We start from the raw sequence: 23,562 nt of genomic DNA, 5'->3' as shown, positions 1-23,562 counted from the left end.
GGCGGACGGGCCCGATGGCCGCGCAGCGCTCTTCCCGCGAGAGCCCGGCCCGCCACGGACGGTGGGACTCCTGCGCCGATGGGGCACGGGTCTGTGCTCCGCGTCGGGGGACCGGCGGCGACTGCGATCTCGTCCATCGGACGTTGGTCCGGGCGTCACCCGGAGTTCACATCCACCGAGTTGTCCACAGGGCTATCCACCCCTGTGGATCATGTGGATGGCATCACCCGTAGTCGCGCACCGTGATGTGGATGGCAGTGACCGTCTCCAACATGTCGGGAGTGTGAACAGCTCGTCCTTCCCGGCGCCACCCCGGCCCTCGCGTCACGGGTCCAGTTCGACCGGCTGGAATGGTCGAATATGACCTGCCGCCCAACCCGTGCTAAGGTACTCGGGCTGTCCCGGTGACGGGGCGAAGCGCGAGTGGCGGAATGGCAGACGCGCACGGTTCAGGTCCGTGTGTCCGTAAGGACGTGGAGGTTCAACTCCTCTCTCGCGCACTTATTGGTCGTGTGCCCCTGACGAGGGCAAACAGCATCTGACAAGCGGTTTCACCCTGATAAAGGGTTCGCTCAGACGTACCCACGAGAGCCCATCGGGGGCACTTCCTGCCCCACGTCTGCCCCACCTGCCCCACATATGCCCCACGGGAATGGCACAGAATGGCATACCCACAGGGGTATGCGTGGAAGAACCTCTAGCGTCTTCGTGGACCCCGGGGGTAGACCCCCAGCCTTGTCCATTCCTGTGCCCAGGGCTTCAGCGGCGGCCTCACCTGACCAGCGGTGCGGCGGTTCGCGCGGGAACATCCCTCAGATTGCTCGGCCCTGCTCTGTCCGGAATGAGGCCTCCGGCCGGCTTAAGGAGTCAGGAAGGAGCAGCCATGCCCGCACAACGCTATGAGACCATCGCCCAGGCCTGTGAACGGACCGGGATCAGCCGCAACACCCTGCGCAGGCGGATCGCCACCGGAGAACTGCCGGCCTTCATGACCGGACGCCGCATCCTGCGTCTGCGGCCCGAGGATGTCGACCGGCTTCTCAAGCCCCGCTACGGCCGGCCGATCGCGGTCTAGGGTCCGTCCCGATGGCCACGAAACGTATCCGGGAGAAGCGCACCTTCGGGGAGATCTCGCTATTGCCGAGTGGACGCTACCGCGCCCGGTACAGGGGGCCGGACGGCGAGAGGCACACCGCGCCGGTGACCTTCTTGTCCCGCATGGACGCCGAGACCTGGCTGTCGGGGCAGGCACGAAAGGTCAGCTCGGGAGACTGGAAGCCGCCGGAGAGCGCAGCCGTCGAGGGCGCCCGCGTCGAGGAGTTCGCCCGATCGTCGTTGGCAAGGCGACGGCTCCGGCCGGGCACCGCCGCGTTGTACGACAAGCTCCTCAGGCTGGAGATCCTTCCGGTGTTCGGCGATCGCCGGATCCGCGACATCACCGCCACCGAGGTCACCGACTGGTACCTCGCCATGGCGGACCGACCCACCCAGCAGGCGAACGCCTACGGCCTGTTCAAGTCGCTGATGAAGGACGCGGTCGAGGAGGAGATCATCGAGCGCAATCCCTGCCGGGTGAAGGGAGGAGTGAACAAGAAGGCCGTCCACGAGATCAAGGTCCTGACGCCGGCCCAACTCGGCCGCTACCTCGACGCGGTTCCCGCCGCTCGCCGCGTGCCCCTGCTGCTGGCTGGCTGGTGCGGGCTGCGCTCCGGGGAGGTGCGCGGACTTCGAGTCCAGGACCTCGACCTCAGGACCGGCGTCGTCCATGTGCGTCAGGCGATCGTCCGGCTCGTTGGAGAGCTGATCATCCAGCCGCCCAAGACCGCGGCCGGAAGCCGCGACGTTGCGATCCCCCCGCACCTGCTGCCGTCGCTGCGCGCGTGGATGGACGCGCAGCCGGTTCGCGACCCGGAAGCGCTGCTTTTCGCCGCCAGCGACGGCGTCACTCCCTTGAACGATTCCGTCCTTCGCGACGCGCACTACAAGGGACGCGAAGCGATCAGGATGCCCAGGCTCACCGTGCACGACCTGCGGCACACCAGCGCCACCATGGCCGCACAACAGGGCGCCACCATCGCCGAACTCCAGGCACGAATCGGTCACACGACGCCCAATATGGCGCTGCGCTACCAGCACGTCGCCGCCCACCGGGACCGTTCCCTCGCCAAGCGGATCTCCCAGATGGCCACCGAGTCCACCGAAGAGGCCGCGACTCCGACCGATCTGGTCGACCATCGGCCGCGCAAACCCCAGGGCGCACGGGCCACCGAGACAACCAGCCGAGCCTCCCGACCTGCGGGCCAGCGGAGTCGCGCCGAGCGAGAGCGAACCGCAGCGATCCGCAACTGGGCGGTGACCAGCGGAATCTATGTGCCCGCCCGCGGCCGCCTGAGCAGAGACGTGGTCGCGGCCTACGACGCCGCCCACCAACCACGCGAACGCCGATCGACCCCTGCCGGAGCGGCGACGAGCGAACAAGCCAACCGGCCCTCGCCGAGAGATCCCTCCGAGCTTCCGAATGGAAAGAAGGACACGCCGTGATTGTGCCGGTGCCGCCTCGCGATCGTCCGTTGGTGCTGTACGACCTGCTCGAGCAGATCGCCTGGCTCCAGGCTGTCAGAGCCTACCCGGCCGAGATCCAACGGCTGGGCGAGGAGTATCGGCGGCTGCGGGCGGAGCTGTGAAGGCCGGCCGGAACCTGACCGAGGCGCAGCGGGAGGCTGCTGACCGTGCCCGGCGTGAGACGGTCGAGCAGTTGCACGAGCAGTTGGCCGACGGCATCGCGAACCTGGACGACAAGGACGCCTGGCAGCGGTGGCTGGGCATGGCGTCGAAGCTGCATCGGTACAGCTTCAACAATGTGGTGCTGACGATGATGCAGAAGCCGGACGCGACGATGATCGCCGGCTATCGGGCCTGGCAGGCGATGGGCCACCAGGTGCGGCGCGGTGAGAGGGCGATCAAGATCCTCGGCCCGGTCACTCGCAAGGTCGAACTGGTCGACCGACTCACGGGTGAACCGATCCGGGACGCCGAGGGGCGTCAGCAGTACGTCTGGCAGTTGGTCGGAGTCCGCCCGGTGAGCGTCTTCGACGCGAGCCAGGTCGATCCACCCGTCGAGTCCCCGCCCAAGCCGACGCTGTTGCGCGGTCAGGCTCCTCCGGGGTTGTGGGATTCGCTGGCCGAGTTGGTGGAGGCGGAAGGCTTCCGGCTGGCCCGGGGCGACTGCGGCGGCGCCAACGGGCTCACCGACTATCTAGGCCGGGAGGTTCGGGTCCGGGCCGACGTCGACGACGCGCAGGCGGTGAAGACGCTCGCTCATGAGTTGGCGCATGTGCTGATCCGGCCCGATCCGGGTGAGCCGTACGCAGGCGCGTGCCGTGGCCGTCGCGAGGTGGAGGCAGAGTCGGTCGCCTACGTGGTAGCGGCTGCGCACAACCTGGACACCAGCCAGTACACGTTCAACTACGTCGCCGGCTGGGCCACCAAGGCTGCCACCCCAGAGAACGGCATCGAGGCTGTCGTCGCCGAAACCGGAGCCCGGGTGATCGCGACCGCCGACACGATCCTGGCCCACACCAAGCCCGCTGACCTCGAGACCAGGCTGGTCGACGCCGTCGCCGCAGACCGGGGTGTCACGGCCGGTGTGGCGCCCAGGATAGCGGCGCCGACGGCCGAGCCTGAGGTGTGGGAAACCTTCACGCCGACGCCGAGTCCCGGCGCTCAGGAGAGCCTCGCTGCCCACATCCGCACGTACCAACGAGTCCCATCCGCGAACAGGAACGGGGGTGTCGGCAGTCCTGCCGACACCCCCGATAGTGGGGCCAATCTTCTTGGTTACGACGAGGTGTGATCGAACCAGACTGCGGAGGTTCGGTACCCGTAGCCTCCCGGGCACCAGAGGCTGTAGGCCCAGTCGTAGTAGCGGGCCCGCCAAGGTCCAGTGATGTACAGCACCGACCCTCGGAGGCCGGAGCACTGAATCACCATGCGATCGTGGCCCGCACGGAAGGGAGCCGAGTTGCTGCACCCTCCGCTCGCGCCGCCAACGAGCCAGTAGTTCGTGTAGCGGCAGGTGGTTGCAGCGTCCGCCTGTGGTACAGCGACCAGGGCGGAGCCTGAGGCAAGGACCACCGCTGCGGCGATGCGCAGGAGGTTCTTCTTGACTCTTCCGATACCAGCGACGGTTTCGGGGGTGGCTTGGGTGACCGCAGTATTCATGACCCCTCCTTTGGTAGAGCGACGTGCAGAGAAGCACGTCTATAGGAAACTCGGGAGATGTTCTCTAGTTCTGATACTGGACCTGTTGGAGAACCGTGTCAAGATCTAGAAGAGACCGACTTCTCCCCTGGTGGACGTAAGATGCCTCCATGGCGAAACGAAAGAACAAGCGAGATGGCGACGAGGGAACGAGAGACCAGCTGTTGAGGGCAGGCTTCGACATGCTCAGCAGCGGTACAGCGCTTAGCTCGATCAAGTTGCTTGACCTGACGAAGGCGGCCGCCGTTTCGAACGGCTCCTTCTACCACGCGTGGCCGGAGGGGTTGGGTGCTTACCAGCGCGACCTTGCCATACACGCGGTGGACCTGGCCCAGGTCGAGTACCTGAAGTTCATCGAGGAGTCGGTGATTGTGGCAGATCCGGGCGAGATCGCGCTCCGCGATCTCGTAATGACTCAGTGCAAGCAGGACGCAGAAGGGATCGACCACGATCCCTCGTTCATCGCCCAAGTCTCGCTGTGGGGGGAGCACAAACAACACCCAGGAGTGCTCGAGGCACTCAGGAACCAGTACAACCGCTTCGCCGAAAAACTCTATCTCCCGATGTACGGCCGTGCGCTCGAGGTCTACGGTTTGGAGCTGCGAGAGCCGTTCAACATGGGAACGCTCGCGACGATGATGACGGCGCTTGCCGAAGGTTTGGCTTTACGCCGCGCGGTCGACCCCGAGGTGGCATCACTGCCCAAAGAGGTCGAGGCGGAGGGTTGGGATCTTTACGGGATCCTCGCCTACTGCCTACTCAGCGTCATGCTTCGGCCCGTCAACAACGGCGATACTCGAACCGCAGTGCAACTCGCGGACGACCTCCTCCTTGAAGGAGTCCCCGACGCCGCCGCGAAAGCAAGAGCCGCCGAGGCTGCGGCGTTCCGTGACGACCTGGATGCTGCGATTGCTGCAATCGAGACTCAGTTGGAGCAGCTCCGGAGCCTGAGGTCGCGCCGGCACTAGCTGGCGAAGTAGCTCCCTCGAGGAACCCGCCAAGCGCCGACGGCACAACCCTATTCGACACCGCACCAGCCAATCGAGAAGGGCGACCGAAATCTGGTGTAACTGATCTGGCCTGATCTGCCGCTCCGATAGGGGTGGCGGGAAGGACTGTCAGTGACGCAGGACAGTGTGTCGGCCGTGAGGCTGACCCAAGTACAAGAGGATGAGATCGCTCGTGGCCTGGTGGCCCGGGCACGCAGCGAAGGTGCCGAGCTGGTCGGGCCGGATGGATTGTTGTCCGGGCTGACGAAGCGGGTGCTGGAGACCGCGCTGGAGGAGGAGCTGACCGACCACATCGGGTACGAGCCGCACGACCCGGCCGGCCACCACTCGGGGAACTCCCGCAACGGGACCCGTGCCAAGACGGTCCTGACCGAGGTCGGGCCCGTCAGCGTCGAGGTGCCGAGGGGCCGGGCCTGGCACGTTCGAGCCGGTGATCGTGCCGAAGGGGAAACGCCGCCTGGAAGGGGTGGACCGGATCGTGCTGTCCCTGACGGCGCGGGGTTTGACCACCAGGGAGGTCGGTGCGCACTTCGCCGAGGTGTACGGCGCCAGCGTGTCGAAAGACACCATCAGTCGGATCAGCGACCGGGTGCTGGAGGAGATGACCGAGTGGCTGCACCGGCCGCTGGACGAGGGGCGGTTTCCAGTGATCGTTGCGAATCCTGAACTGGAGGGATCGCAATGCCACGTGGAGGACACAACAGAGCACCAGCTGCGACCAAGCGTCGCTACTTCGAGCTGATCCGTCAGGGGGCCCGCGGTTCGGAGGCGTCGACCCAGGTGGGGGTGTCGTTGAGCTGTGGTTCGTTGTGGTTCATCGACGCTGGCTCGGTGACGTTCATCGACTCCCCGATCAGCAGCCGCTACCTGTCGCAGGATGACAGGATCGAGATCGCGGACGGGCTGGCTGCGGGTGAGTCGGTCAAGGTGATCGCTGCCCGGATCGGCAAGAGCTACCAGACCGTGTACCGGGAGATCGGCCGGAATAGGAAGCCGAACGGCCGATACCAGCCTTGGTATGCCCACGGGCAGGCGCACGTTCGTCGCCAGCGGCCGAAGACCCCGCGGGTTGTCGCCGACCCGGCGCTGCGCGCGGTGGTCGCCGGCAAGCTCGCCGAGCACTGGTCACCAGCCCAGGTCAGCCGCTGGCTGCGGCGCCGCTGGCCGAACCGGCCAAGCTGGCAGCTGTGCACCGAGACGATCTATGAAGCGGCTTACCGCGGCCTGATCAGCCCCATCAGCGACGACATGCTGCGTACCGGGCGGACCTACCGCCACGCTCGTGGCCGGGGCCGCACCCGCGACGGCGCGCTGAAGCAGTCGACCGCGATGAAGTCGATCCACGACCGACCCACGGTGGTCGAGACCCGCAGCCAGGTCGGGCACTGGGAAGGCGACCTGATCATCGGCGGCGGGCAACGGTCCGCGATCGCGACCCTCGTCGAACGCAAGGCCCGGCTCACCCTGCTGGTCCCGGTCCGTGGCGGCCACAGCGCCCAGGTCGTCGGTGACGCCCTCATCGCAGCGTTCGCCCAGCTGCCGGCCGGGCTGCGGCGCACCCTGACCTGGGACCAGGGCAACGAGATGTTTCACCACGCCCGCATCGAGCAAGCGACCGGGCTGGCCATCTACTTCGCCGACCCGCACAGCCCCTGGCAGCGCGGCACCAACGAGAACACCAACGGACTACTCCGCCAGTACTTCCCCAAAGGCACCGACCTGAACCAGGTCACCGACGAACGCCTGGCCGAGGTCGCCGACGAACTCAACCACCGGCCCCGACTCGTCCTCGGCGACCGCACCCAGCCCAACTCATGCGACGATGGCTCCAGCCACCGATTCGCGACGACCGATAGAAACCGCCAGGTGTATCCGGTGGTGTTCATCGATGCGATCGTGGTGAAGGTCCGCGACGGGCAGGTCACGAACAAGCCGTTCTACGTGGCGATCGGGGTCACCGTGCACGGTGAACGCGACATCCTCGGGATCTGGGCCGGCGACGGCGGAGAAGGAGCGAAGTTCTGGCTGAACGTGCTCACCGAGATCAAGAACCGGGGCGTCGCTGACGTGCTCATGCTCGTGTGTGACGGGCTGAAAGGCCTGCCGGATGCGGTCAACACGGTGTGGGAGAACACGGTTGTTCAAACGTGCGTGATCCACCTGCTGCGCAACACGTTCCGCTACGCCGCCCGCCAGGACTGGGACCGGATCGCCAAGGACCTCCGACCGATCTATACCGCGGTCAACGAGTCGATGGCGCGGGAACGATTCGGCGAGTTCGCTGCCACCTGGCGGTCGAAGTATCCGGCCGCGGTCGCGTTGTGGGAACGCGCGTGGACCGAGTTCGTGCCGTTCCTCGACTATGACGTGGAGATCCGCAAGATCATCGCCACCACCAACAGCATCGAGTCGCTCAACGCCCGCTACCGCCGGGCCGTCCGTGCCCGGGGCCACTTCCCGACCGACCAGGCCGCCCTCAAATGCCTGTACCTGGTCACCAGGTCACTGGACCCCACCGGCCGCGGCAAGGCACGATGGGTCATCCGATGGAAAGCAGCGCTCAACGCGTTCGCCATCACCTTCGAAGGGCGCATCAGCCCCTCGAACAACTAGAACGCTAGATGCCAGTTACACCGGAAATCGGACAGACCCGGCTGGCGGGGTCGATCCAGAGAAGGGCTAGGCCGATTGCTCCGCCGGCGCTGGCGAGCGCGCACACCGGCCTTCGGCCGATCCGGTTCGACAGGCCGGGCAGCACGAGGTTCCACACACCGTAGGCGAGTCCCATGATCGTCATCAGCAGACTCATCCGGGTGGTCGACAACTGCCCGGGTCCGGTCCAGAACATGGGTCCATAGATGAGGACGGTCCCCTCTGTCTGGGATCGTCGCCGTCTTCGCGCAGCTGCGCGTGGACGCCCTCAGGGACAGCGATGTGGAGCTGGCACGGGCCCCGGGCCACGGGCCGCGTGGGTGGTCGACCCACGGTGATGACTCTTGGAGTGGATCGAGCAGGCGCGTCGGATGAGGACAGAAGGCAAGGAGTCTCGCGGAGATCGGCCGAGTTCTGGATTCCGCGCTTCCTCGGTCTCTAGGGCGCTGAGCTGTGCCCTTCGGGTCGCAGCCCTCCCTTCGGCCGGAGCCCGGCCGATCCCGGTGTGGCTAGGCTTCGGGCATGGCCGACAGTTGCGTCTCTCGTGTCCCGGTCTTTGCCGGCCTCTCTGCGCAGGATCAGCAGCGGGTCGAGGAGTTGGCGCGTCCGACCCTTCTGAAGGCGGGTGAGGCGGCATACCGTGCCGACGACGATCTGTCGCAGCTGATGGTGGTGCATTCGGGACGCCTCAAGATCTTTCGGCTCTCAGCCGACGGGTCCGAGCAGCTGATCCGGGTGCTGGGTCCAGGCGACTTCACCGGGGAGACGTCGGTGTTCACGGGCCAGCGGCCCGATGATTACGCCACCGCGCTGGAGGAATGCCAGCTTTGCGTGTTCCGCCATGATGATCTTGAGGGGTTGATCAGGAGGCACCCCGAGATCGGCTTGCAGCTGCTGTCGCGGGTGAGCGCGCGGCTCTCCGACACCGAGCACCGGCTCAACTCACTGACCTCGCGCGATGTCGAGAGCCGCCTGGCCGACTACCTGCTCGGCCTATCCAGCACCTGGCGGGGCGGCGTTGCCACGGTGACCTTACCGGTGGCCAAGAAGGACGTGGCCTCCCTGCTCGACACCACGCCTGAGAGCCTCAGCCGGGCTCTGAAGAGCCTCGCCGGGCAGGGTCTGATCGTGATCGGCGCGGGCCGGTCGGTCTCGATCACGCAACCCGACCGGCTGCAGCAGCTCGTCGACGAGGCTTGAAGGCCCGGGGCCAGCGGGGCCCCACCAGCCGTCGGGTGACCACCATTGCGACACTCTCAGCCGGGACGAAGGGTTCGTCCCAGATCCGGGAGTCGTCCGAGCCGGCTGGGTTGTCACCGGCCATGAAGTAGCTCGCCGCGGGAACCCGCCAGGTCTGGGTGTAGGCGCCCGGAACACGGGGACGTCCGTCGACGGACTCGCCGTTGACGAAAAGCCGTCCGGCCTCCAGCTCAACAAAGTCACCCGGCAGGCCCACCACGCGCTTGATCATCGGAAGTTCACCGCGCTGGAACACGACGACATCGTCCCGTCGTACCCCGGCGCGTCCGACCCGCCGCGTGAGCAGCAGGTCGGACGAGCGGTAGGTGGGGGCCATGGATTCGCCGGCAACCCTGACAAGCCGCTTCATCGGGGTTCCCTAGTGTTCGTGGGAGTGGCCCGCCGGCGCGTGGTGCGCGTGCTCCTCACCCTCGGCGTACTTGAAGAAGCTCACGTAGGCCGCAATGTAGCGTCGGGCAGCCACGACGTCGTTCACGTCGAAGTCCTTGATCGCCAGCGCCGCCTGAAAACGCTGGTCGAGCTCGGCGCGGCGCTCCTGCGGCACCCTCGGCAGCAGGTCTGCATCCGAGCCCGCTGCGATGGCCTCGTCGGCGGCCTTCACGACAGGGTCGATCTCGGTGCCGACGGGCTGGATACCGGTGAAGCCGACGCCCTCGCCCATCCGGTGGATGCGGACCATCGTTTCGAGGAAGAGCCGATCGGCCAGGTCGGCGGCTTCCCGCCCGAGGGTCCGGACCCGCAGGGCCTTCTCGAAGACCTCACGCAACTCGGCCTCACCGTCGGCGGGGATCCACTTGAGCGCGTAGTTGATGTTGCCGGTCTCCACGGCTTTACGTCCGTCCTTGACGGCCGGGCCTTCGGCGGTGTCGCAGTGGGCCTGCACGGTGATGGGCTTCAGTGCGGCCAGCAGGGTGGCGATTCGGTTGAACATGATGTTCTCCTTTGTTCGATGTCCCCAAGTTAGAAGGATCCGGGACGGACTTCCTTGACGCAGATCAAGCCCCGCTGCGGTTGTGGCGTCCCTTGAACACGAGCGCTTCAGCTCGACCGGCCGTCGAGCATGGCGAGCACCAAAAGGGATGGCTCGTGCGCGAACACAGCGTGGGGTACTCGGGTGTCGAGGTGCATCAGGCCACCGGGCAGGAGTTCCTCGGTGTGACCGTCGGCAGTGATCGCTAGTCGGCCTTCCAGAACTTGTAGCAGCACTGGCATCGCGGCGGTGTGCTCGGTGAGTTCCTGTCCGGCGTCGAATGCGAACATGACCACCCGAACGCCAGCTGCGTGCAGGACTGTCCGCGACACCGTTGCCTCCGGCTGAACCTTGATGCGCTCGGTCAGGTCCGCGATCGCTGTGAAAGCGCTGGCTGCGGTCATCGACCGGCCTGATCCTCGTCGGGGAGCCGGGTGATCCGCAGCCGCCACTCCTCTGGTCCCTCGACCAGGTACTCCACGCTGATGGGGGAACGCTCAGCGAGCTGGTTCAGCAGCGGCACCGGGTTGTGGGGTGCAACCAGGACGAGCGATCCACCGACTCCGATCGCATCGAATGCTCCAAAGACGGTGGCGTGCCGGATCGCATGCGGGATGGGCCGAACGTCCAGCACCAGGTCTTCCTCCTCGTGCTGCCCGCAGGCGCAGCCACCGGCCGTTGTGGTCTCCAGGGGGACGGTCTTGGTCATCGTGATCTCCTTCGGTGAGCTCCCGTGGGAGCGGTGGCGGCGGGCACCGTCGGTGCCGCCGGACGGGTGAGTCCGTTGTTCATGGGCTTACCTGGACGTAGCCGTGAGCGCCTCGCTCGGCGTCGGCCATGACGTGGGTGACCGTTGGGTAGCGTCCGGCTTCGGGGAAGACGGTCTCGACGAACCCGCCCTGGGCAGGCTGCAGGCCGAGTGCTTGGGCGCCGCCGCGGTCGCCGAACGGGTCGCGCCCATGCTTGAGCAGGTAGCTGCCTTCGCTGAGGACGGTGTCGAACTGGGCGCCGACGATGTGGAAGCTGCTGGGACGGTTCGGGCCGGCGTCGAGAACCCAGAACCGGACCCTTTCGCCGACCCTTGCGGTGAGCGGCTGGGTGTCGTAGCCGTTGGCGACGCCGTTGAACACCACGTAGCTGGGCTCACCGCCAGCGGCCGCATCGACGTCCACCTCTGCTGCCGACGCTGCGTCCGGCGCACGGTTCTGCAGGTAGACCTCCGACTGCACGAGCAGGTAGGAGCGGTCGACCTGCGGCAGTCCCTCGGGTTCGATCACCACGGCGCCGGTCATCCCTGCGGCGATGTGGGCGCTCATCGGCATCGTCGAGCAGTGGTACATCCAGATGCCGGCTTTGGTGGCGGTGAATCGGTAGGTGAGGCGTTCGCCCGGCTCAATGGTTCGCATGGGCTTGTCGGGGGCTAGTGCGCCGGCGTGGAAGTCGATCGACTGGCCCATCGATCCGTCGTTGACCAGAGTGATCACGAAGATGTCCCCGATCCGGCCGTGGAGGGTTGGCCCCACGGAGGCCCCGTTGTAGGTCCAGCGGCGCTGCCACACCCCCGGGGCGACCTCCAGCGGTGTCTCCTGCACGGTCAGCGTGAGGTGGTGCTCGCGGTCGTCGCTGAGCGGTGCCAGCACGGGGTCGACCACGTCCGGGGTCGTTGGCGAGGTTGAGGCGTCCGGTCCGTTCGGGGAGTGCTCCATCTGGTGCGGGTCAGTGCCTGGCGTCGGGCTGGCGGCCGGCCCCGCAGCGGGTGCGTTGTCAACAATGACCTCGAAGGTCATGCCCATCTGCCGGTGGCCGGCTACCGAGCAGTAGCCCGTCGTGGAGGTCCCGATGACGCCGGCATCCCGTTCTGTGCGGGCGCCGGGACCGATCCGTGCGCTCCTGGCCGAACCGATCACCAGGTCGTGGGTGGTGGTGTCGCCGTTGATCAGGTCGACAACCAGCCGGTCGCCGGCGTTCAGGTGCACTTCGGAGGGGGTGTAGCGCATGCCGATCGCCGTCACCTCGACCCGCACCACTTCTCCGGTGGGCTGGACAGCGGCAGCGAACCATCGTTCTGACCGGAGCCTCTGACGGCATCGGTGCAGCGGCCGCCCGACGGCTCGCGGCACGCGGGGAGCGGCTCCTGCTCGCCGGCCGCTCGCCGGAGAAGCTGGCTGCGGTCGCCGAGCCGCTCGGCGCCGAGTTCTTCGCCGCCGACTTCGAACACCTCGCTGAGGTTCGGCGGCTGGCGGCCTGGGTCCAGGAACGAGCCGAGCGTGTGGATGTGCTGGTCAACAACGCCGGCGGTGTCTTCGGAGATCGAATGGTGACCGAGGACGGCAACGAGCGGACGATGCAGGTCAACCACTACGCCGCCTTCCTGCTCACCCACCTGTTGCTCGAGCGTCTTCAGGCCGGGGGTGCAACCATCGTGAACACCTCCAGTGTCGGGGCGAAAGCGTTTGGCAAGATCGACCTCGCCGACCTGGACAACCAGGGGAGGTACCGGACGATGAAGACCTACGGCGACTCCAAGCTGGCGAACATCCTGTTCACCAAGGGCCTGCACGCCCGCTACCACGCAGCGGGCCTCAGCTCGGTCGCCCTGCACCCGGGCAACATCGCCTCCAACTTCGGCAGCACCGGCTCGCCCTGGATGAAGGCGATCTACCGAACTCCTTTGCGGCACCTCCTCGACACGCCCGAGGACGGGGCCGGCAACCTGCTTTGGGCCATCGACGGGACGCCGGGCCAGACCTGGCGGTCGGGGGAGTACTACGAGTCCCGGAAGCTGCCTCGACGCCCGAACCCCCAGCAGAACGACCCGCGCCTTGTCGACGGGCTGTGGGTGGAGAGCGCACGCCGGGTGGGCGTCAAGGTCACAGCTGCATAGCTCGATCCCACGTTCCGCACGGTTCCGCTCCCCCGCTACTGGGAGCCGCTCGGCTCGTCGTGCCGTGTTGCCCGGTGTGGGTCAGGCGAGCGCGATGGTGGCGGTGAAGCCGTCGGGCTGCCGTGCGATATCGGTCATGCCTTGCGGGAGGCGGCCGAGGCGGACGATGCCGTTCCAGTAGCCGACGTCGCCGTAGTAGAGCACCAGGTTGTTGCCGGGGCTGTAATAGCCGATGTCGTTGATCTCCGGGTCAGCGCCGGCGGGGACACCCTGCATGGTGAGCCGTTGGGGAAGTGTGGCGATCTTCTCGACCCGGTTGAAGTCGGCGAAGCTGAGCGTCAACGGCAGCTGCGTGACCAGGTCGCGCGCGGTCGGGTTGTCGGCAAGGGTGGCCGGGTAGCTGTGCTCGCCGATCGTGACGGTGATCCTGGTGGGTCCCGACGGCGCGCCGCCCGGCGTGGTGCGTGCTCTTGGAGCGTCATTGGCGCAGGCCGTGAGGGTGAGCAGGGCCAGCAGCGTGGACAGCTTGATCCGGTGGGGACGTCGTGAACGTCGCGTGGTGCTCATTGTGTAGCACTCCTTCCGCTAGATGGCGCCGCCCGGGTCAGGGCTGGAGGAGCACCTTGATGGCGGTGCGCTGGTCCATGGCCCGGTAGCCGTCGGCTGCCTGCTCTAGGGGCAGGGTGAGGTCGAACACCTTGCCCGGGTTGATCGTCCGGTTCCAGATCAGGTCGATGAGTTCGGGCAGGAACCGCCGCACAGGGGCGGGTCCGCCGTGCAGGTGGACCCCGGAGAAGAACAGCTCGGTCCCGTCCAGCGACACGTCGTGGGTGACGCCGACGTAGCCCACGTGCCCGCCGGGACGCGTGGCGCGGATGGCCTGCATCATCGACTCCTGGGTGCCGACCGCTTCGATGGTGGAGTGGGCGCCCAGGCCGTTGGTGAGTTCCTTGATGCGGGCTACCCCCTCGTCTCCGCGTTCGGTGACGATGTCGGTGGCGCCGAAGTCGCGGGCGAGCCGCTGCCGGTCGGTGTGTCGGCTCATCGCGATGATGCGCTCGGCGCCGAGCTGTTTGGCGGCCAGGACGCCGAGGAGGCCGACGGCGCCGTCCCCGACGACCGCGACGGTCTTGCCGGGCCCGGCTTCGGCGGCGATGGCGGCGAACCAGCCGGTGCCGAGCACGTCGGAGGCGGCGAGCAGCGACGGGATGAGGTCGTCGTCGGGCATGCCGGGAGTGGCGACCAGGGTGCCGTCGGCCAGGGGGACGCGCAGGTACTGCGACTGGGCGCCGGAGGCGGCGCCGGGCTGGCGTTGCACGCAGTGGCTCTGGTAGCCGGAGGTGCAGATCTCGCAGGTGTTGTCGGAGGCGAAGAACGAGCCGACGACGAAGTCGCCGACCTTGATGTTGCGCACGCTCGCGCCGACCTGATCGACGACGCCGACGTACTCGTGGCCGATGGGGGTGGGCTCGGTGGTGGCGTCGTCGCCGCGGTAGGGCCACAGGTCGGACCCGCAGATGCAGGCGGCGGCGACCTTCAGGATCGCGTCGGTGGGTTCGACGATGACGGGCACTTCGCGGTCCTCGACCCGTACGTCGCCGGGTCCGTACAGCAGGACTCCTCGCATGTTTCGTTTCCTCCGTCAGGTTCGTCGGCGGGCGGCCTGGAGCCGCCGCTGTTCGCCATCCATACAACCTCTCTTCTCGCGCGCGTGGGAGTCACGGCGGTGAGGTGTACCGGCAGGGCATCCCACCCCGCCAGTAGCACGCCTACGGTGGTTGTCGTGGACAACAGAGCCGAGGTGCGCGAGTTCCTCACCAGCAGGCGGGCGAAGATCACCCCCCAGGAGGCGGGCCTTCCTGTGGTGGGACAGCGCCGCGTGCCGGGCCTGCGGCGCAACGAGGTCGCGAGCCTGGCCGGGGTGAGCATCGAGTACTACTCCCGGCTGGAGCGCGGTCATCTTTCCGGGGTGTCGGCGAGCATCTTGGAGGCGATCGCGCGGGCCCTGCAACTGGACGCGGCCGAGCGCGGGCACCTGTTCGACCTGGCCCAGGCCGCGGACGGCAGCAACCTGCTCACCCGCCGGCACGGCCGCGGTGAGAAGCAGTGGATGCCGCACCCCGGCCTGCAGTGGATCCTCGACGCGATGCGGGATGCGCCTGCCGCAGTGGGCAACGGTCGAGGCGACCTGCTGGCCGCCAACCATCTCGGCCGTGCGCTGTACAGCGACGTGCTCGCCGACCCGAGCGGCAAGCCCAACTTCGCCCGGTTCGCGTTCCTTGACCCGGCGGCGCGCCGGTTCTATCCGGACTGGGACTTCTTCGCTGACATCACGGTCGCCAACCTGCGCACCGAAGCGGGCCGCAACCCGCACGACCGGCAACTCCACGAGCTGGTCGGCGAGCTGTCGACGCGCAGTCCCGAGTTCCGCAGCCGGTGGAGCGCGCACGACGTCCGCATCCACTCCTCGGGCACCAAGCACTTCCACCATTCGGTGGTCGGTGACCTGATCCTCGCCTACGAGACCGTCGACCTCCGCACCGACGCCGGGGTGTCCATGACGGTCTATGCCGCAGAACCCGGCTCGCCGTCGGAGCACGGGCTCCAGCTGCTGGCCAGCTGGGCCAGCGACCCCATCGCCACCGTGCAACGGACCGGACGGGCCGCGCACACCCCGGAGGCGACCCCGGAGGGGCGATGAGCCCACCGGGTCGCCCGCGGAGCTCTCCACGATCGACACCGCCGACGATCTCAAGGTGCGGGTGCAGCCCCTACCCCGCGCTGATGGTCACCAACCCGGCGCGGGCCACCTGCTTCCGGATCGTCCGGCACCGCACCAGGCGGTTCAGGTCGATCCTTCAACTCAAAGGAAGGAAACCTGATGAACATCGAACCCAAGCCGGCCACCGGCAAAGGACCGCAGGAGTGGTTCACCGGTGGCGTCTGGATCGACCCGATCGCCACCCGCAAGCCCGCCCCGTCCCAGATGATGGCCAGCCGGGTCCGGTTCGCTCCCGGAGCCCGGACCGCATGGCACTCCCATCCGGGCGGCCAGACCCTGCACGTCCTGGAGGGCGTAGCGCTGATGGGGCTACGGGACGGCACCGTCCTGGAGGTTCATCCCGGACAGACGGTGTACACGCCACCGGACGAGGAGCACTGGCACGGAGCCACCCCCGAGGACTTCATGGAGCACCTGGCCCTGTGGGAGGAGATCGGCGACGCCCCCAGCGCGAACTGGGCCGAGCACGTCGCCGACGCCGATTACCACCGTCCCTGACCACGAACCACACCAGGAGCAGACCATGAACCCGAGCTACGACTTCTCCGGCCAGGTGGCCTTCGTCACCGGCGCCAGCTCCGGCATGGGGCTCGCGGCGGCCCGGGCCTTCGCCGAGACCGGCGCCGCGGTGACCCTGGCCGACATCAACGCCGACGCCCTGCAACATGCCAGCGAGGACCTCGTTGACCGCGGGCACACCGTCCTGGCCGTGCAGTGTGACGTCGCCGACGAAGACAGCGTCGCCGCGGCCGTGCGGGGGACGGTCGACCGGTTCGGCCGGCTCGACATGGCGTTCAACAATGCTGGCATCATGATCCCCGCGTGTGATGCCGCCGATGAGGGCGCGGACGCGTTCGACCTGGTCAATGCCGTCAACTTGCGCGGCGTGTGGGCGTGCATGAAGCACGAGCTCGCCCAGATGCGGACCCAGACCAGCGGCGCGATCGTCAACTGTTCCTCCCTCGGCGGGCTCGTCGGCAACCCGGGAAGGGCGAGCTACCACGCCACCAAGCACGGGGTCCTCGGCCTCACCAAGAGCGCAGCCCTCGAATACGCACCCCGCGGGATCCGGATCAACGCCGTCTGCCCCGGCACGATCGCCACCCCGATGGTCACCGACATGATCAACAGCGGCGAACTCGCCCTCGCCGACGCGATCGCGAACCAACCGATCCACCGCCTCGGCGAGCCTGAGGAGATCGCCGCCGCCGTGCTCTGGCTGTGCAGCCCGGGCGCCAGCTTCGTCGTCGGGGTAGCCCTGCCCGTCGACGGCGGCTACACCGCCCAGTAGGGCGCCATTTCACCCCGAGCCTGTCTCGCTACCACCGAGGACCGATGATCCTGAACGAGACCTACACCCTGCCCAACCAGGTGCCGATCCCCAAGGTGGGCCTTGGCACGTGGTTCATCCGCGACGACAAGGCCGCTCACGTCGTCCGGGACGCCGTCACCGTCGGATACCGCAACGTCGACACGGCGCAGGCCTAGGGCAACGAGCGGGGCTTCGGAGAAGGCGTCCGCACCAGCGGGCTGGCCCGTGACGACGTGTTCGTGTCCACGAAGCTCGCGGCGGAGATCAAGGACTACGACCGCGCGGTGGCCGCCATCGACGGCTCGCTGGCAACCATGGGACTGGACCGGATCGATCTGATGCTGATCCACAGCCCCCAGCCATGCAACGACTTCCGTGGCGGCGACTACGCCAATGGGAACCGTGAGGCGTGGCGCGTGCGCTCGAGGACGCCTACCAGGCCGGCAAGCTGCGGGCGATCGGCGTTTCCAACTTCCAGGAACACAACCTGGACAACATCCTCCGCACGTCGACCGTCCACCCGCAGGTGAACCAGGTGCTGCTGCACGTCGGCAACACCCCAGCCCAGTTGCTCGCGTACTGCCAGGACCACGACATCCTCGTGCAGGCGAATTCGCCGATGGGCCACGGCGCGATCTTGCAGAACCCCCAACTCCTGGAGATCTCGAGGCGCTACGGGGTCACCGTCGCCCAGCTCTGCCTGCGCTACACGATCCAGCTCGGCACCCTGCCCCTGCCCAAGGCGTCGAGCCCCGACACCTGGCCAGCAATGCCGAGCTCGACTTCACCATCTCCGCCCAGGATCTGGATACCATGCGCGGCATGCAGATCCGCGAGTACGGCGAGCACACGAAGTTCCCCGTCTTCAGCGGAAGATGATCGCCAGACCTACCCCTCATCTGCCCCACGAGCCTCTTCCGCCGGCGCAAGAAGGGTATGAAACACCTAGTGAAAGGCAGGTTCGCGAACGCCCCGCGGGAGGTTCAACTCCTCTCTCGCGCACCGTAAGGTGCCTCTGACCAGGGCAAACACGGAATCGCGAATCCTCTCTCGTGTTCCATTCCGGTCGGACCAGAACCTTCTGACTAGGACTTTCGCGGATGGCATGGGTGGCCGATGGCCAGATGAGCCCACGCGGGGCCGCTTCTGCCCCACAGAAATGGCCCGCTGAAACTGGATCTGACTAGGTACGGAAGACGACTGGGGATCTCCGGACGGGCTGTGCTGCCCCACGAGAGCTCCAGGAACAGGACAGGAGCCGAGGCTCGTATCGCCGCTGCGACGCCGCCGCCATGGTTTCTCTCCCCGCTCCAGAAGAACGTCCTCAACCGGGCAGGCCTCCGCCACCCGTGAGCAACTCCCGATCACAATCGTGGCCTGGAGCGAACGCACCGACCACCGCAGCCGACGCCGAGGCGCTCTTGTGGATTGACCCCGTCAAGAACGAGACCACCATGACACCCACGAGAGCCATCAGGCTGCGTGACGCCACTGTCACCTGTTCGTGCAGCAGACCCTCTGATGGGCGACGAGAAGTTCTACGGCGGGGTCCGTCGTGTGCTCTGCCGCACGACCAGGCGTGGCCGAATCGGTTCCAGCAGCGCAGGGTCAGCTTCTTCATTGAGAAGTACCTCGAGGCACCGGCGGCCGAGCGCGCGGAAGTCCTGTCGCACCGTGGTGAGTGGAGGCATGAACTGGCTGGCGAACTCGTGATCGTCGAAGCCGACGACGCTGATGTCGTCGGGCACACGGACGCCGGCCTCAGCGAAGGCTCGCATCATTCCCAGAGCCATGAGGTCTGAGGCGGCGAAGACGGCGTCGGGGAGGCCGTTCTTGAGCAATCGCCTGCCGGCGTCGTAGCCGCTTTGGCCGGTCCATTTGCCGTGGATCGGCTCCGGTACTTCGAGGCCGTGGGCAAGCAGTTCGTCCTGCCATCCCTCGAGGCGGACGCTTCCGTCCAGCCAGTGCTGGTTGCCGGCGAGGTGAACGATGCTGCGGTGCCCGAGCCGGACGAGATGCCTAGTTGCGAGGCGGGCGCCGAGGCGCTGGTCCTCGGAGACGACTCGGACGCCGTCTGACGGAGTCGGGTCGGGCGCGAGCATCACGACCGGGAGTCCGCGCGCCCAGGTGAAGGACGCCGCCACTTCGCGAGTCGCAGCAGCTTCTCTACGCAGGGGGGCGATCACCACGATGCCGTCGACGAATGCGTCCGCGAACGTCTGAAGGGTGGACTGCAGCGATCCGAATGCGTCCCGTTCCTTGACGGTGAGCAGTACCGAGTAACCAGCCTTGCGAGCGGCTTCCTCCACGCCGTTGAGGGCGCCCATTGGGCCGTAGCGCCATGAGCCATCGGTGACCACCCCAATGGCGCCCGCGCGAGACTTCACGAGCGCGCGGGCGGCGCCATTTCGCCGGTAACCGGTCTCGGCGATCGCGCTGAGTACTCGCTGCTTCGTGTCAGGGGCGACGTGGCTACTTCCGTTGAGGACGCGAGAGACGGTCTGGTACGAGCAGCCGGCGATGCGTGCGACATCGTGAAGGCTCGGTCGCCTTGGTGATGGGGATGGCACGCCAGCAGCGTAGCCCATTTGAGAGGGTTGACACCCGGCTGTGTCAACGTTCACAATCTCAGTCGTGCGAACGTTCACACGCAGGTGAGCGCAGCGCAAGATCGAACTCCACTGCTCGACGCAGAGCGGGTGTCGCCGATCGTCAATACCAGAACTCTTCATGGAACGCCGAAGGAGCGTAAATGAACAAGAAGTGGACCACCGCTGCCGCGGTCGCAGCCCTCGCCCTGGGTTTCAGTCTCAGCGCCTGCAGTACCGGTACGACCGCGTCCAGTTCGGCCGACAACGGGGTCTCCGCCAAGGCGGACGCGGCGCTGAAGGAGATCCAGGGCAAGGTGCTCAGCAAGGGCCCGCATGGCGAGGACCCGTCGCCCAGGGAGGCTGTCGCGCTGAGCGACTCCGAGGTCGCCCAGATCAAGGCCAAGGGCGCCACGGCCGCCATCGTGATGCACTACGCGGGCAACGACTGGGCTACGGCCCAAGTGAACGGGCTCAAGAGCGAGTTCGCGCGTCTGGGCATCGAGGTTGTCGCTGTGACCGACGCGAACTTCAAGCCCGACCAGCAGGTCTCCAACATCGAGACGGTTCTGGCCAAGAAGCCGGACATCATCGTGTCCATTCCGACTGACCCGGTCGCGACCGCTGCGGCGTACAAGAAGGCTGCCGAGGCGGGCGTGAAGCTCGTGTTCATGGACAACGTGCCGAATGGTCTGGTGGCGGGCACCGACTACGAGTCCGTGGTCTCTGCCGACAACTACGGCAACGGTGTGGTCTCCGCGCACCTCTTGGCCAAGTCCCTGGGCGGCGCGGGCAAGATCGGCGTCATCTACCACGAGGCGGACTTCTTCGTCACCAAGCAGCGCTACCAGGGGTTCACCGAAACCATCGCCAAGGACTACCCCGACATCAAGGTCGTGAAGGCTCAGGGCATCGCTGGCCCCGACTTCGCCGGTGACGCTCAGAAGGTGGCCGACGCCATGCTGAGCCAGAACCCGGACCTGAACGGAATCTGGGCGGTCTGGGACGTGCCGGCTGAGGGCGTGATGGCAGCAGCCCGCGCCGCCGGACGTACCGATCTGAAGATTGCCACCGAAGACCTGGGCACCAATGTGGCTATCGCGTTGGCGCAGAACCAGCTGGTCGTCGGGCTGGGAGCCCAGCAGCCGTTCCAGCAGGGTGTCACCGAGGCCGATATTGCCGGTGGTGCACTGATCGGCAAGAAGGCGCCGGCCTACGTTGCGCTCAACGCCCTTCCGGTCGATCACAGCAATGTGCTGGACGCCTGGAAGCAGGTCTACAGCACGGAGGCGCCGGCTGACCTTCAGAAGGCCTACGTGAAATGACCGTCGTCCCGGAGGGTGGCGTCGAGGGGATGTACTCCCCGGCGCCGCCCCCCGCCGTCCCAGCGGTGCGGATGGTGGGAATCAACAAGTCCTTCGACACCGTGAGAGTGCTTGAGGATGTCGACTTCGAGGTCCTCCCGGGCGAAGTACATGCACTGGCCGGGGGAAACGGGGCCGGGAAGTCGACCCTGATGAAGATCCTGCAGGGTGTCTACAGCAAGGACTCGGGATCGATCGAGATCGCGGGAAGCCAGACCTCCTTCGGCTCCATCCACGATGCCAAGGCCGCTGGTATCGGCATGGTGTTCCAGGAGTTCAGCCTGATCCCCTCCCTCACTGTCGCGCAGAACATCTTCCTCAACGCTGAACCGCTGAAGGCCGGCCTGATCGACGACCGGGCGATGGTGGAGCGCGCACGGGCCGTCTTCGACCGGATGCAGACGCCTGTCGACCCGACCCGCGAGCTCAGTGCGATGAGCACCGCCTACTGGCAGCTCACCGAGATCGCCAAGGCTCTCAGTGAAGATGCGCGGGTCCTGATCATGGACGAACCGACGGCATCGCTGGCCCGGCACGAGGCCAAGGCGCTGTTCGAGGTGATCACCCGGCTCAAGGAGCAGGGCATCGCGATCATCTACATCTCCCACCGGATGGAGGAGGTCTTCGAGATCGCTGACCGCATCACGATCCTCCGCAACGGGGTGCGCCTGCTCACCATGCCGTTGAGCCAGATCTCACCCGCCCAGATCGTGGAGGGCATCGTTGGAAAGGCGGTGGAGGTCTCCGCGGTCACAGCGGCGGTGGCCGACGACGCGCCGATCGTCCTGGAGGCCCGCGGACTGGCTTCCAGCAGCGGGATCCACGACCTGGACCTCACCCTCCGAGCTGGCCAGGTCGTAGGCCTGGCAGGCCTGATGGGATCGGGGCGCAGCGAGTTGGCCAGAGCCCTCTACGGCATCGACAAGATTACCGCCGGAGCGCTCGCCGTCGGCGGGCGCGAGGTGTCGATCGGGTCACCGAGGGAGGCGCTCGCCCGCGGGATCTGCCTGATTCCCGAAGACCGTCGCCTACAGGGCCTGATCCTGGAGCACTCCGTGACCGGCAACCTTGCGCTGCCGCACCTCGACGAGGTTCGCAAGGGGTGGTTCGTCGACGAGCGCGCCACCTCTTCCCTGGTCGCGCGGCTCATCGCGACCTTCGGCATCAAGGTCGCCGACCCGAGCCGGCCCGCGAAGCTGCTCTCTGGCGGGAACCAGCAGAAGATCGTGATCGCCAAGTGGATCAGCCGCGGGCCCCGCGTCTTGATCATGGACGAGCCGACCGCCGGCGTGGACATCGGGACCAAGGCGGAGATCATCGCCACTGTCAGAGCCCAGGCCGCTCAAGGAATGGCGGTTCTGGTCATTTCGTCGGAGTATTCAGAACTCCTCGCAATGAGCGACCGACTCCTCCTCGTGCGCGATTTCACAATCGTGCGCGAGATCGATCGCTCGGCAGTCACCGACGAGCAATCCCTCGAACTCGAAGTACAAGGAGTGGCGGCATGAACGTGACCTCAACCAAGCCCGCCGAGATCGTGGGCGCCAGGAAGCGCTTCACCATCGACTGGCGACGCGACATCATCTACGTCGGGTTCGTCGCTGTCGTGATCGTCTTCGCAATCCTCCTGCGCGACCAGGGCTTCGTCTCGACGACGAGCCTGATGAACATCCTGCGCCAGACCGCCATCGTCACCGTCCTGGCGGTCGGCATGACCTACGTGATTGCCGCCGCCGAGATCGACCTTTCCGTGGGCTCCGTCGCCGGCCTCGCTTCGGTCGTGACAGCCATGACGCTGTCGTCCTTCGGCCTGGTGCCCGGCATCATCGCCGGGCTGGCGGTCGGAGCTGCGATCGGCGCCCTAAACGGAGCACTGGTCGCCTTCGTCCGCATCCCGTCCTTCCTGGTCACGCTGGCGATGATGGGCATCGCGTTCGGGATCGCCCAATGGACAACAGCCTCAGCGCCTCAACCGATCCTTGACATGACGTTCAACAACGTCTTCGGAGGGGGCTCCCTCGGGCCGGTCCCTGTCCTCATTCTCTGGATGCTCGTCGTGGTCGTCATCGGTTCGGTCGTCCTCAAGAAGATGCCGTTCGGCCGTCAGGTCCTGGCCACCGGAGCGAACAAGGTTGCCGCGGAGTACTCGGGGATCGCGACCCGGTGGATTCGCTTCCGGGTCATGATGATCTGCTCGATTGGGGCCTCCCTCGCGGGGATGCTCTACGCGGGACGGCTGCAGTCGGGCCGCTTCCAGTGGGGCCAGGGCGACGAGATGAACGCCATCGCCGCCGTGATCCTCGGTGGCACGGCGCTCTCGGGCGGGCGTGGATCAGTCATCGGCACATTCTTCGGTGCACTCCTCATGGCGACGATCAATTACGGCCTCATCCTCGGCGGCCTCGACACCAGCCAGCAGCAAATCATCCGGGGAATCATCATCGTGCTCGCGGTTGCGCTGGCGCGGCAGAAGTAACTCA

General features: G+C 66.8%; 24 protein-coding genes, 1 tRNA gene and 5 pseudogenes. 21 read left to right on the top strand and 9 right to left on the bottom strand.

The genetic code is table 11. From position 1 onward, the window contains the following. The first annotated feature begins 417 nt into the window (after window positions 1-417). The 10 genes and pseudogenes from AC5YDA_RS05660 to AC5YDA_RS05615 form a co-directional block, all read left to right on the top strand. A tRNA-Leu gene (locus tag AC5YDA_RS05660) sits at window positions 418-500 on the top strand. Between the two features lie 383 nt (window positions 501-883). After that, the gene (locus tag AC5YDA_RS05655) at window positions 884-1,075 is read left to right on the top strand and encodes an excisionase family DNA-binding protein (protein WP_496192859.1); all 192 of its coding nucleotides are present in this window, start codon (window positions 884-886) and stop codon (window positions 1,073-1,075) included. Between the two features lie 11 nt (window positions 1,076-1,086). Continuing rightward, window positions 1,087-2,541: a tyrosine-type recombinase/integrase gene (locus tag AC5YDA_RS05650; RefSeq protein WP_496192858.1), complete on the top strand. Its 1,455-nt coding sequence runs from the start codon at window positions 1,087-1,089 to the stop codon at window positions 2,539-2,541. Further along, entirely contained in the window at window positions 2,538-2,684 is a 147-nt protein-coding gene (locus AC5YDA_RS05645) for a hypothetical protein (RefSeq protein WP_496192857.1), read from the top strand. Before AC5YDA_RS05650 ends, AC5YDA_RS05645 begins: the two co-directional genes overlap by 4 nt. Continuing rightward, a complete protein-coding gene (locus AC5YDA_RS05640) occupies window positions 2,681-3,853 on the top strand; it encodes an ArdC-like ssDNA-binding domain-containing protein (protein WP_496192856.1) in 1,173 nt (390 codons plus the stop codon). The genes AC5YDA_RS05645 and AC5YDA_RS05640 overlap by 4 nt, the downstream gene beginning before the upstream one ends. A 517-nt stretch (window positions 3,854-4,370) precedes the next feature. Then, on the top strand, window positions 4,371-5,228 hold the full coding sequence (locus AC5YDA_RS05635; RefSeq protein ID WP_377107047.1) for a hypothetical protein: 858 nt from the start codon (window positions 4,371-4,373) through the stop codon (window positions 5,226-5,228). Window positions 5,229-5,396: 168 nt separating this feature from the next. Next, a pseudogene (locus AC5YDA_RS05630) lies at window positions 5,397-5,904 on the top strand (transposase); the annotation flags it as partial. A gap of 47 nt (window positions 5,905-5,951) precedes the next feature. Then, window positions 5,952-6,203, top strand: a pseudogene (locus tag AC5YDA_RS05625) (helix-turn-helix domain-containing protein); the annotation flags it as partial. After that, window positions 6,198-7,073, top strand: a pseudogene (locus tag AC5YDA_RS05620) (IS30 family transposase); the annotation flags it as partial. The pseudogenes AC5YDA_RS05625 and AC5YDA_RS05620, both read left to right, overlap by 6 nt. Window positions 7,074-7,133: 60 nt before the next feature. After that, window positions 7,134-7,883 (top strand): annotated as a pseudogene (locus AC5YDA_RS05615) (IS256 family transposase); the annotation flags it as partial. A 4-nt stretch (window positions 7,884-7,887) separates the two neighbouring features. On the opposite strand, the gene AC5YDA_RS05610 reads toward AC5YDA_RS05615, so the two are convergent. Next, window positions 7,888-8,118 (bottom strand): hypothetical protein, encoded by a 231-nt coding sequence (locus AC5YDA_RS05610; RefSeq protein WP_496192855.1) that lies wholly within the window; start codon window positions 8,116-8,118, stop codon window positions 7,888-7,890. Between the two features lie 326 nt (window positions 8,119-8,444). On the opposite strand from AC5YDA_RS05610, the gene AC5YDA_RS05605 reads away from it, so the two are divergent. Continuing rightward, entirely contained in the window at window positions 8,445-9,122 is a 678-nt protein-coding gene (locus tag AC5YDA_RS05605) for a Crp/Fnr family transcriptional regulator (RefSeq protein ID WP_496192854.1), read from the top strand. Here AC5YDA_RS05605 and lepB read toward each other — a convergent pair. The 5 genes from lepB to AC5YDA_RS05580 all read right to left on the bottom strand — a co-directional run bounded on the left by lepB (window position 9,079) and on the right by AC5YDA_RS05580 (window position 12,176). Continuing rightward, window positions 9,079-9,531: a signal peptidase I gene (lepB, locus tag AC5YDA_RS05600; protein ID WP_486662468.1), complete on the bottom strand. Its 453-nt coding sequence runs from the start codon at window positions 9,529-9,531 to the stop codon at window positions 9,079-9,081. The genes AC5YDA_RS05605 and lepB overlap by 44 nt on opposite strands. Before the next feature lie 9 nt (window positions 9,532-9,540). Further along, window positions 9,541-10,113: a DUF6448 family protein gene (locus tag AC5YDA_RS05595; RefSeq protein WP_377103900.1), complete on the bottom strand. Its 573-nt coding sequence runs from the start codon at window positions 10,111-10,113 to the stop codon at window positions 9,541-9,543. 107 nt (window positions 10,114-10,220) lie between these two features. Continuing rightward, window positions 10,221-10,556: a cupin domain-containing protein gene (locus tag AC5YDA_RS05590; protein WP_377103902.1), complete on the bottom strand. Its 336-nt coding sequence runs from the start codon at window positions 10,554-10,556 to the stop codon at window positions 10,221-10,223. Beyond that, on the bottom strand, window positions 10,553-10,861 hold the full coding sequence (locus AC5YDA_RS05585) for a DUF2249 domain-containing protein (RefSeq protein ID WP_496192853.1): 309 nt from the start codon (window positions 10,859-10,861) through the stop codon (window positions 10,553-10,555). Before AC5YDA_RS05585 ends, AC5YDA_RS05590 begins: the two co-directional genes overlap by 4 nt. 79 nt (window positions 10,862-10,940) lie before the next feature. Continuing rightward, window positions 10,941-12,176: a multicopper oxidase domain-containing protein gene (locus tag AC5YDA_RS05580; protein WP_496192852.1), complete on the bottom strand. Its 1,236-nt coding sequence runs from the start codon at window positions 12,174-12,176 to the stop codon at window positions 10,941-10,943. 35 nt (window positions 12,177-12,211) lie between these two features. On the opposite strand from AC5YDA_RS05580, the gene AC5YDA_RS05575 reads away from it, so the two are divergent. Next, window positions 12,212-13,036 carry an SDR family NAD(P)-dependent oxidoreductase gene (locus AC5YDA_RS05575; RefSeq protein ID WP_496192906.1) on the top strand — a complete coding sequence of 275 codons (825 nt, stop codon included), beginning with the start codon at window positions 12,212-12,214 and terminating at the stop codon, window positions 13,034-13,036. Between the two features lie 81 nt (window positions 13,037-13,117). On the opposite strand, the gene AC5YDA_RS05570 is transcribed toward AC5YDA_RS05575, so the two are convergent. Continuing rightward, a complete protein-coding gene (locus AC5YDA_RS05570) occupies window positions 13,118-13,603 on the bottom strand; it encodes a cyclophilin-like fold protein (RefSeq protein ID WP_496192851.1) in 486 nt (161 codons plus the stop codon). Between the two features lie 37 nt (window positions 13,604-13,640). Next, entirely contained in the window at window positions 13,641-14,663 is a 1,023-nt protein-coding gene (locus AC5YDA_RS05565) for a zinc-dependent alcohol dehydrogenase family protein (protein ID WP_496192850.1), read from the bottom strand. A gap of 156 nt (window positions 14,664-14,819) precedes the next feature. On the opposite strand from AC5YDA_RS05565, the gene AC5YDA_RS05560 reads away from it, so the two are divergent. The 6 genes and pseudogenes from AC5YDA_RS05560 (at window position 14,820) to AC5YDA_RS05535 (ending at window position 18,070) form a co-directional block, all read left to right on the top strand. Then, window positions 14,820-15,737: a helix-turn-helix domain-containing protein gene (locus AC5YDA_RS05560; RefSeq protein WP_496192849.1), complete on the top strand. Its 918-nt coding sequence runs from the start codon at window positions 14,820-14,822 to the stop codon at window positions 15,735-15,737. 180 nt (window positions 15,738-15,917) lie between these two features. Further along, window positions 15,918-16,316: a (R)-mandelonitrile lyase gene (locus AC5YDA_RS05555; RefSeq protein ID WP_496192848.1), complete on the top strand. Its 399-nt coding sequence runs from the start codon at window positions 15,918-15,920 to the stop codon at window positions 16,314-16,316. 25 nt (window positions 16,317-16,341) lie between these two features. Continuing rightward, window positions 16,342-17,109 carry an SDR family NAD(P)-dependent oxidoreductase gene (locus AC5YDA_RS05550; protein WP_496192847.1) on the top strand — a complete coding sequence of 256 codons (768 nt, stop codon included), beginning with the start codon at window positions 16,342-16,344 and terminating at the stop codon, window positions 17,107-17,109. Window positions 17,110-17,153: 44 nt separating this feature from the next. Continuing rightward, window positions 17,154-17,306 (top strand): hypothetical protein, encoded by a 153-nt coding sequence (locus AC5YDA_RS05545; protein ID WP_496192846.1) that lies wholly within the window; start codon window positions 17,154-17,156, stop codon window positions 17,304-17,306. Between the two features lie 57 nt (window positions 17,307-17,363). Beyond that, a pseudogene (locus AC5YDA_RS05540) lies at window positions 17,364-17,441 on the top strand (hypothetical protein); the annotation flags it as partial. Between the two features lie 98 nt (window positions 17,442-17,539). Beyond that, on the top strand, window positions 17,540-18,070 hold the full coding sequence (locus AC5YDA_RS05535) for an aldo/keto reductase (protein WP_496192845.1): 531 nt from the start codon (window positions 17,540-17,542) through the stop codon (window positions 18,068-18,070). A gap of 598 nt (window positions 18,071-18,668) precedes the next feature. On the opposite strand, the gene AC5YDA_RS05530 is transcribed toward AC5YDA_RS05535, so the two are convergent. Then, window positions 18,669-19,700: a LacI family DNA-binding transcriptional regulator gene (locus tag AC5YDA_RS05530; RefSeq protein ID WP_377103781.1), complete on the bottom strand. Its 1,032-nt coding sequence runs from the start codon at window positions 19,698-19,700 to the stop codon at window positions 18,669-18,671. 182 nt (window positions 19,701-19,882) lie between these two features. Here AC5YDA_RS05530 and AC5YDA_RS05525 point away from each other — a divergent pair, with 182 nt between their 5' ends. From AC5YDA_RS05525 to AC5YDA_RS05515, 3 genes are read left to right on the top strand one after another with little or no spacing between them, the layout of a single operon-like run. Further along, entirely contained in the window at window positions 19,883-21,043 is a 1,161-nt protein-coding gene (locus AC5YDA_RS05525; protein ID WP_377103779.1) for a substrate-binding domain-containing protein, read from the top strand. Then, on the top strand, window positions 21,040-22,590 hold the full coding sequence (locus tag AC5YDA_RS05520) for a sugar ABC transporter ATP-binding protein (RefSeq protein WP_496192844.1): 1,551 nt from the start codon (window positions 21,040-21,042) through the stop codon (window positions 22,588-22,590). The genes AC5YDA_RS05525 and AC5YDA_RS05520 overlap by 4 nt, the downstream gene beginning before the upstream one ends. Further along, window positions 22,587-23,558, top strand: coding sequence for an ABC transporter permease (locus AC5YDA_RS05515; RefSeq protein ID WP_496192843.1), 972 nt, complete (start codon window positions 22,587-22,589; stop codon window positions 23,556-23,558). The genes AC5YDA_RS05520 and AC5YDA_RS05515 overlap by 4 nt, the downstream gene beginning before the upstream one ends. Window positions 23,559-23,562: the final 4 nt, after the last annotated feature.

It is taken from the genome of Propioniciclava sp. LT294 (assembly GCF_059516005.1).
Note: the sequence above shows the minus strand (reverse complement) of the source record. Positions and strands in the feature narration are given on the sequence as shown.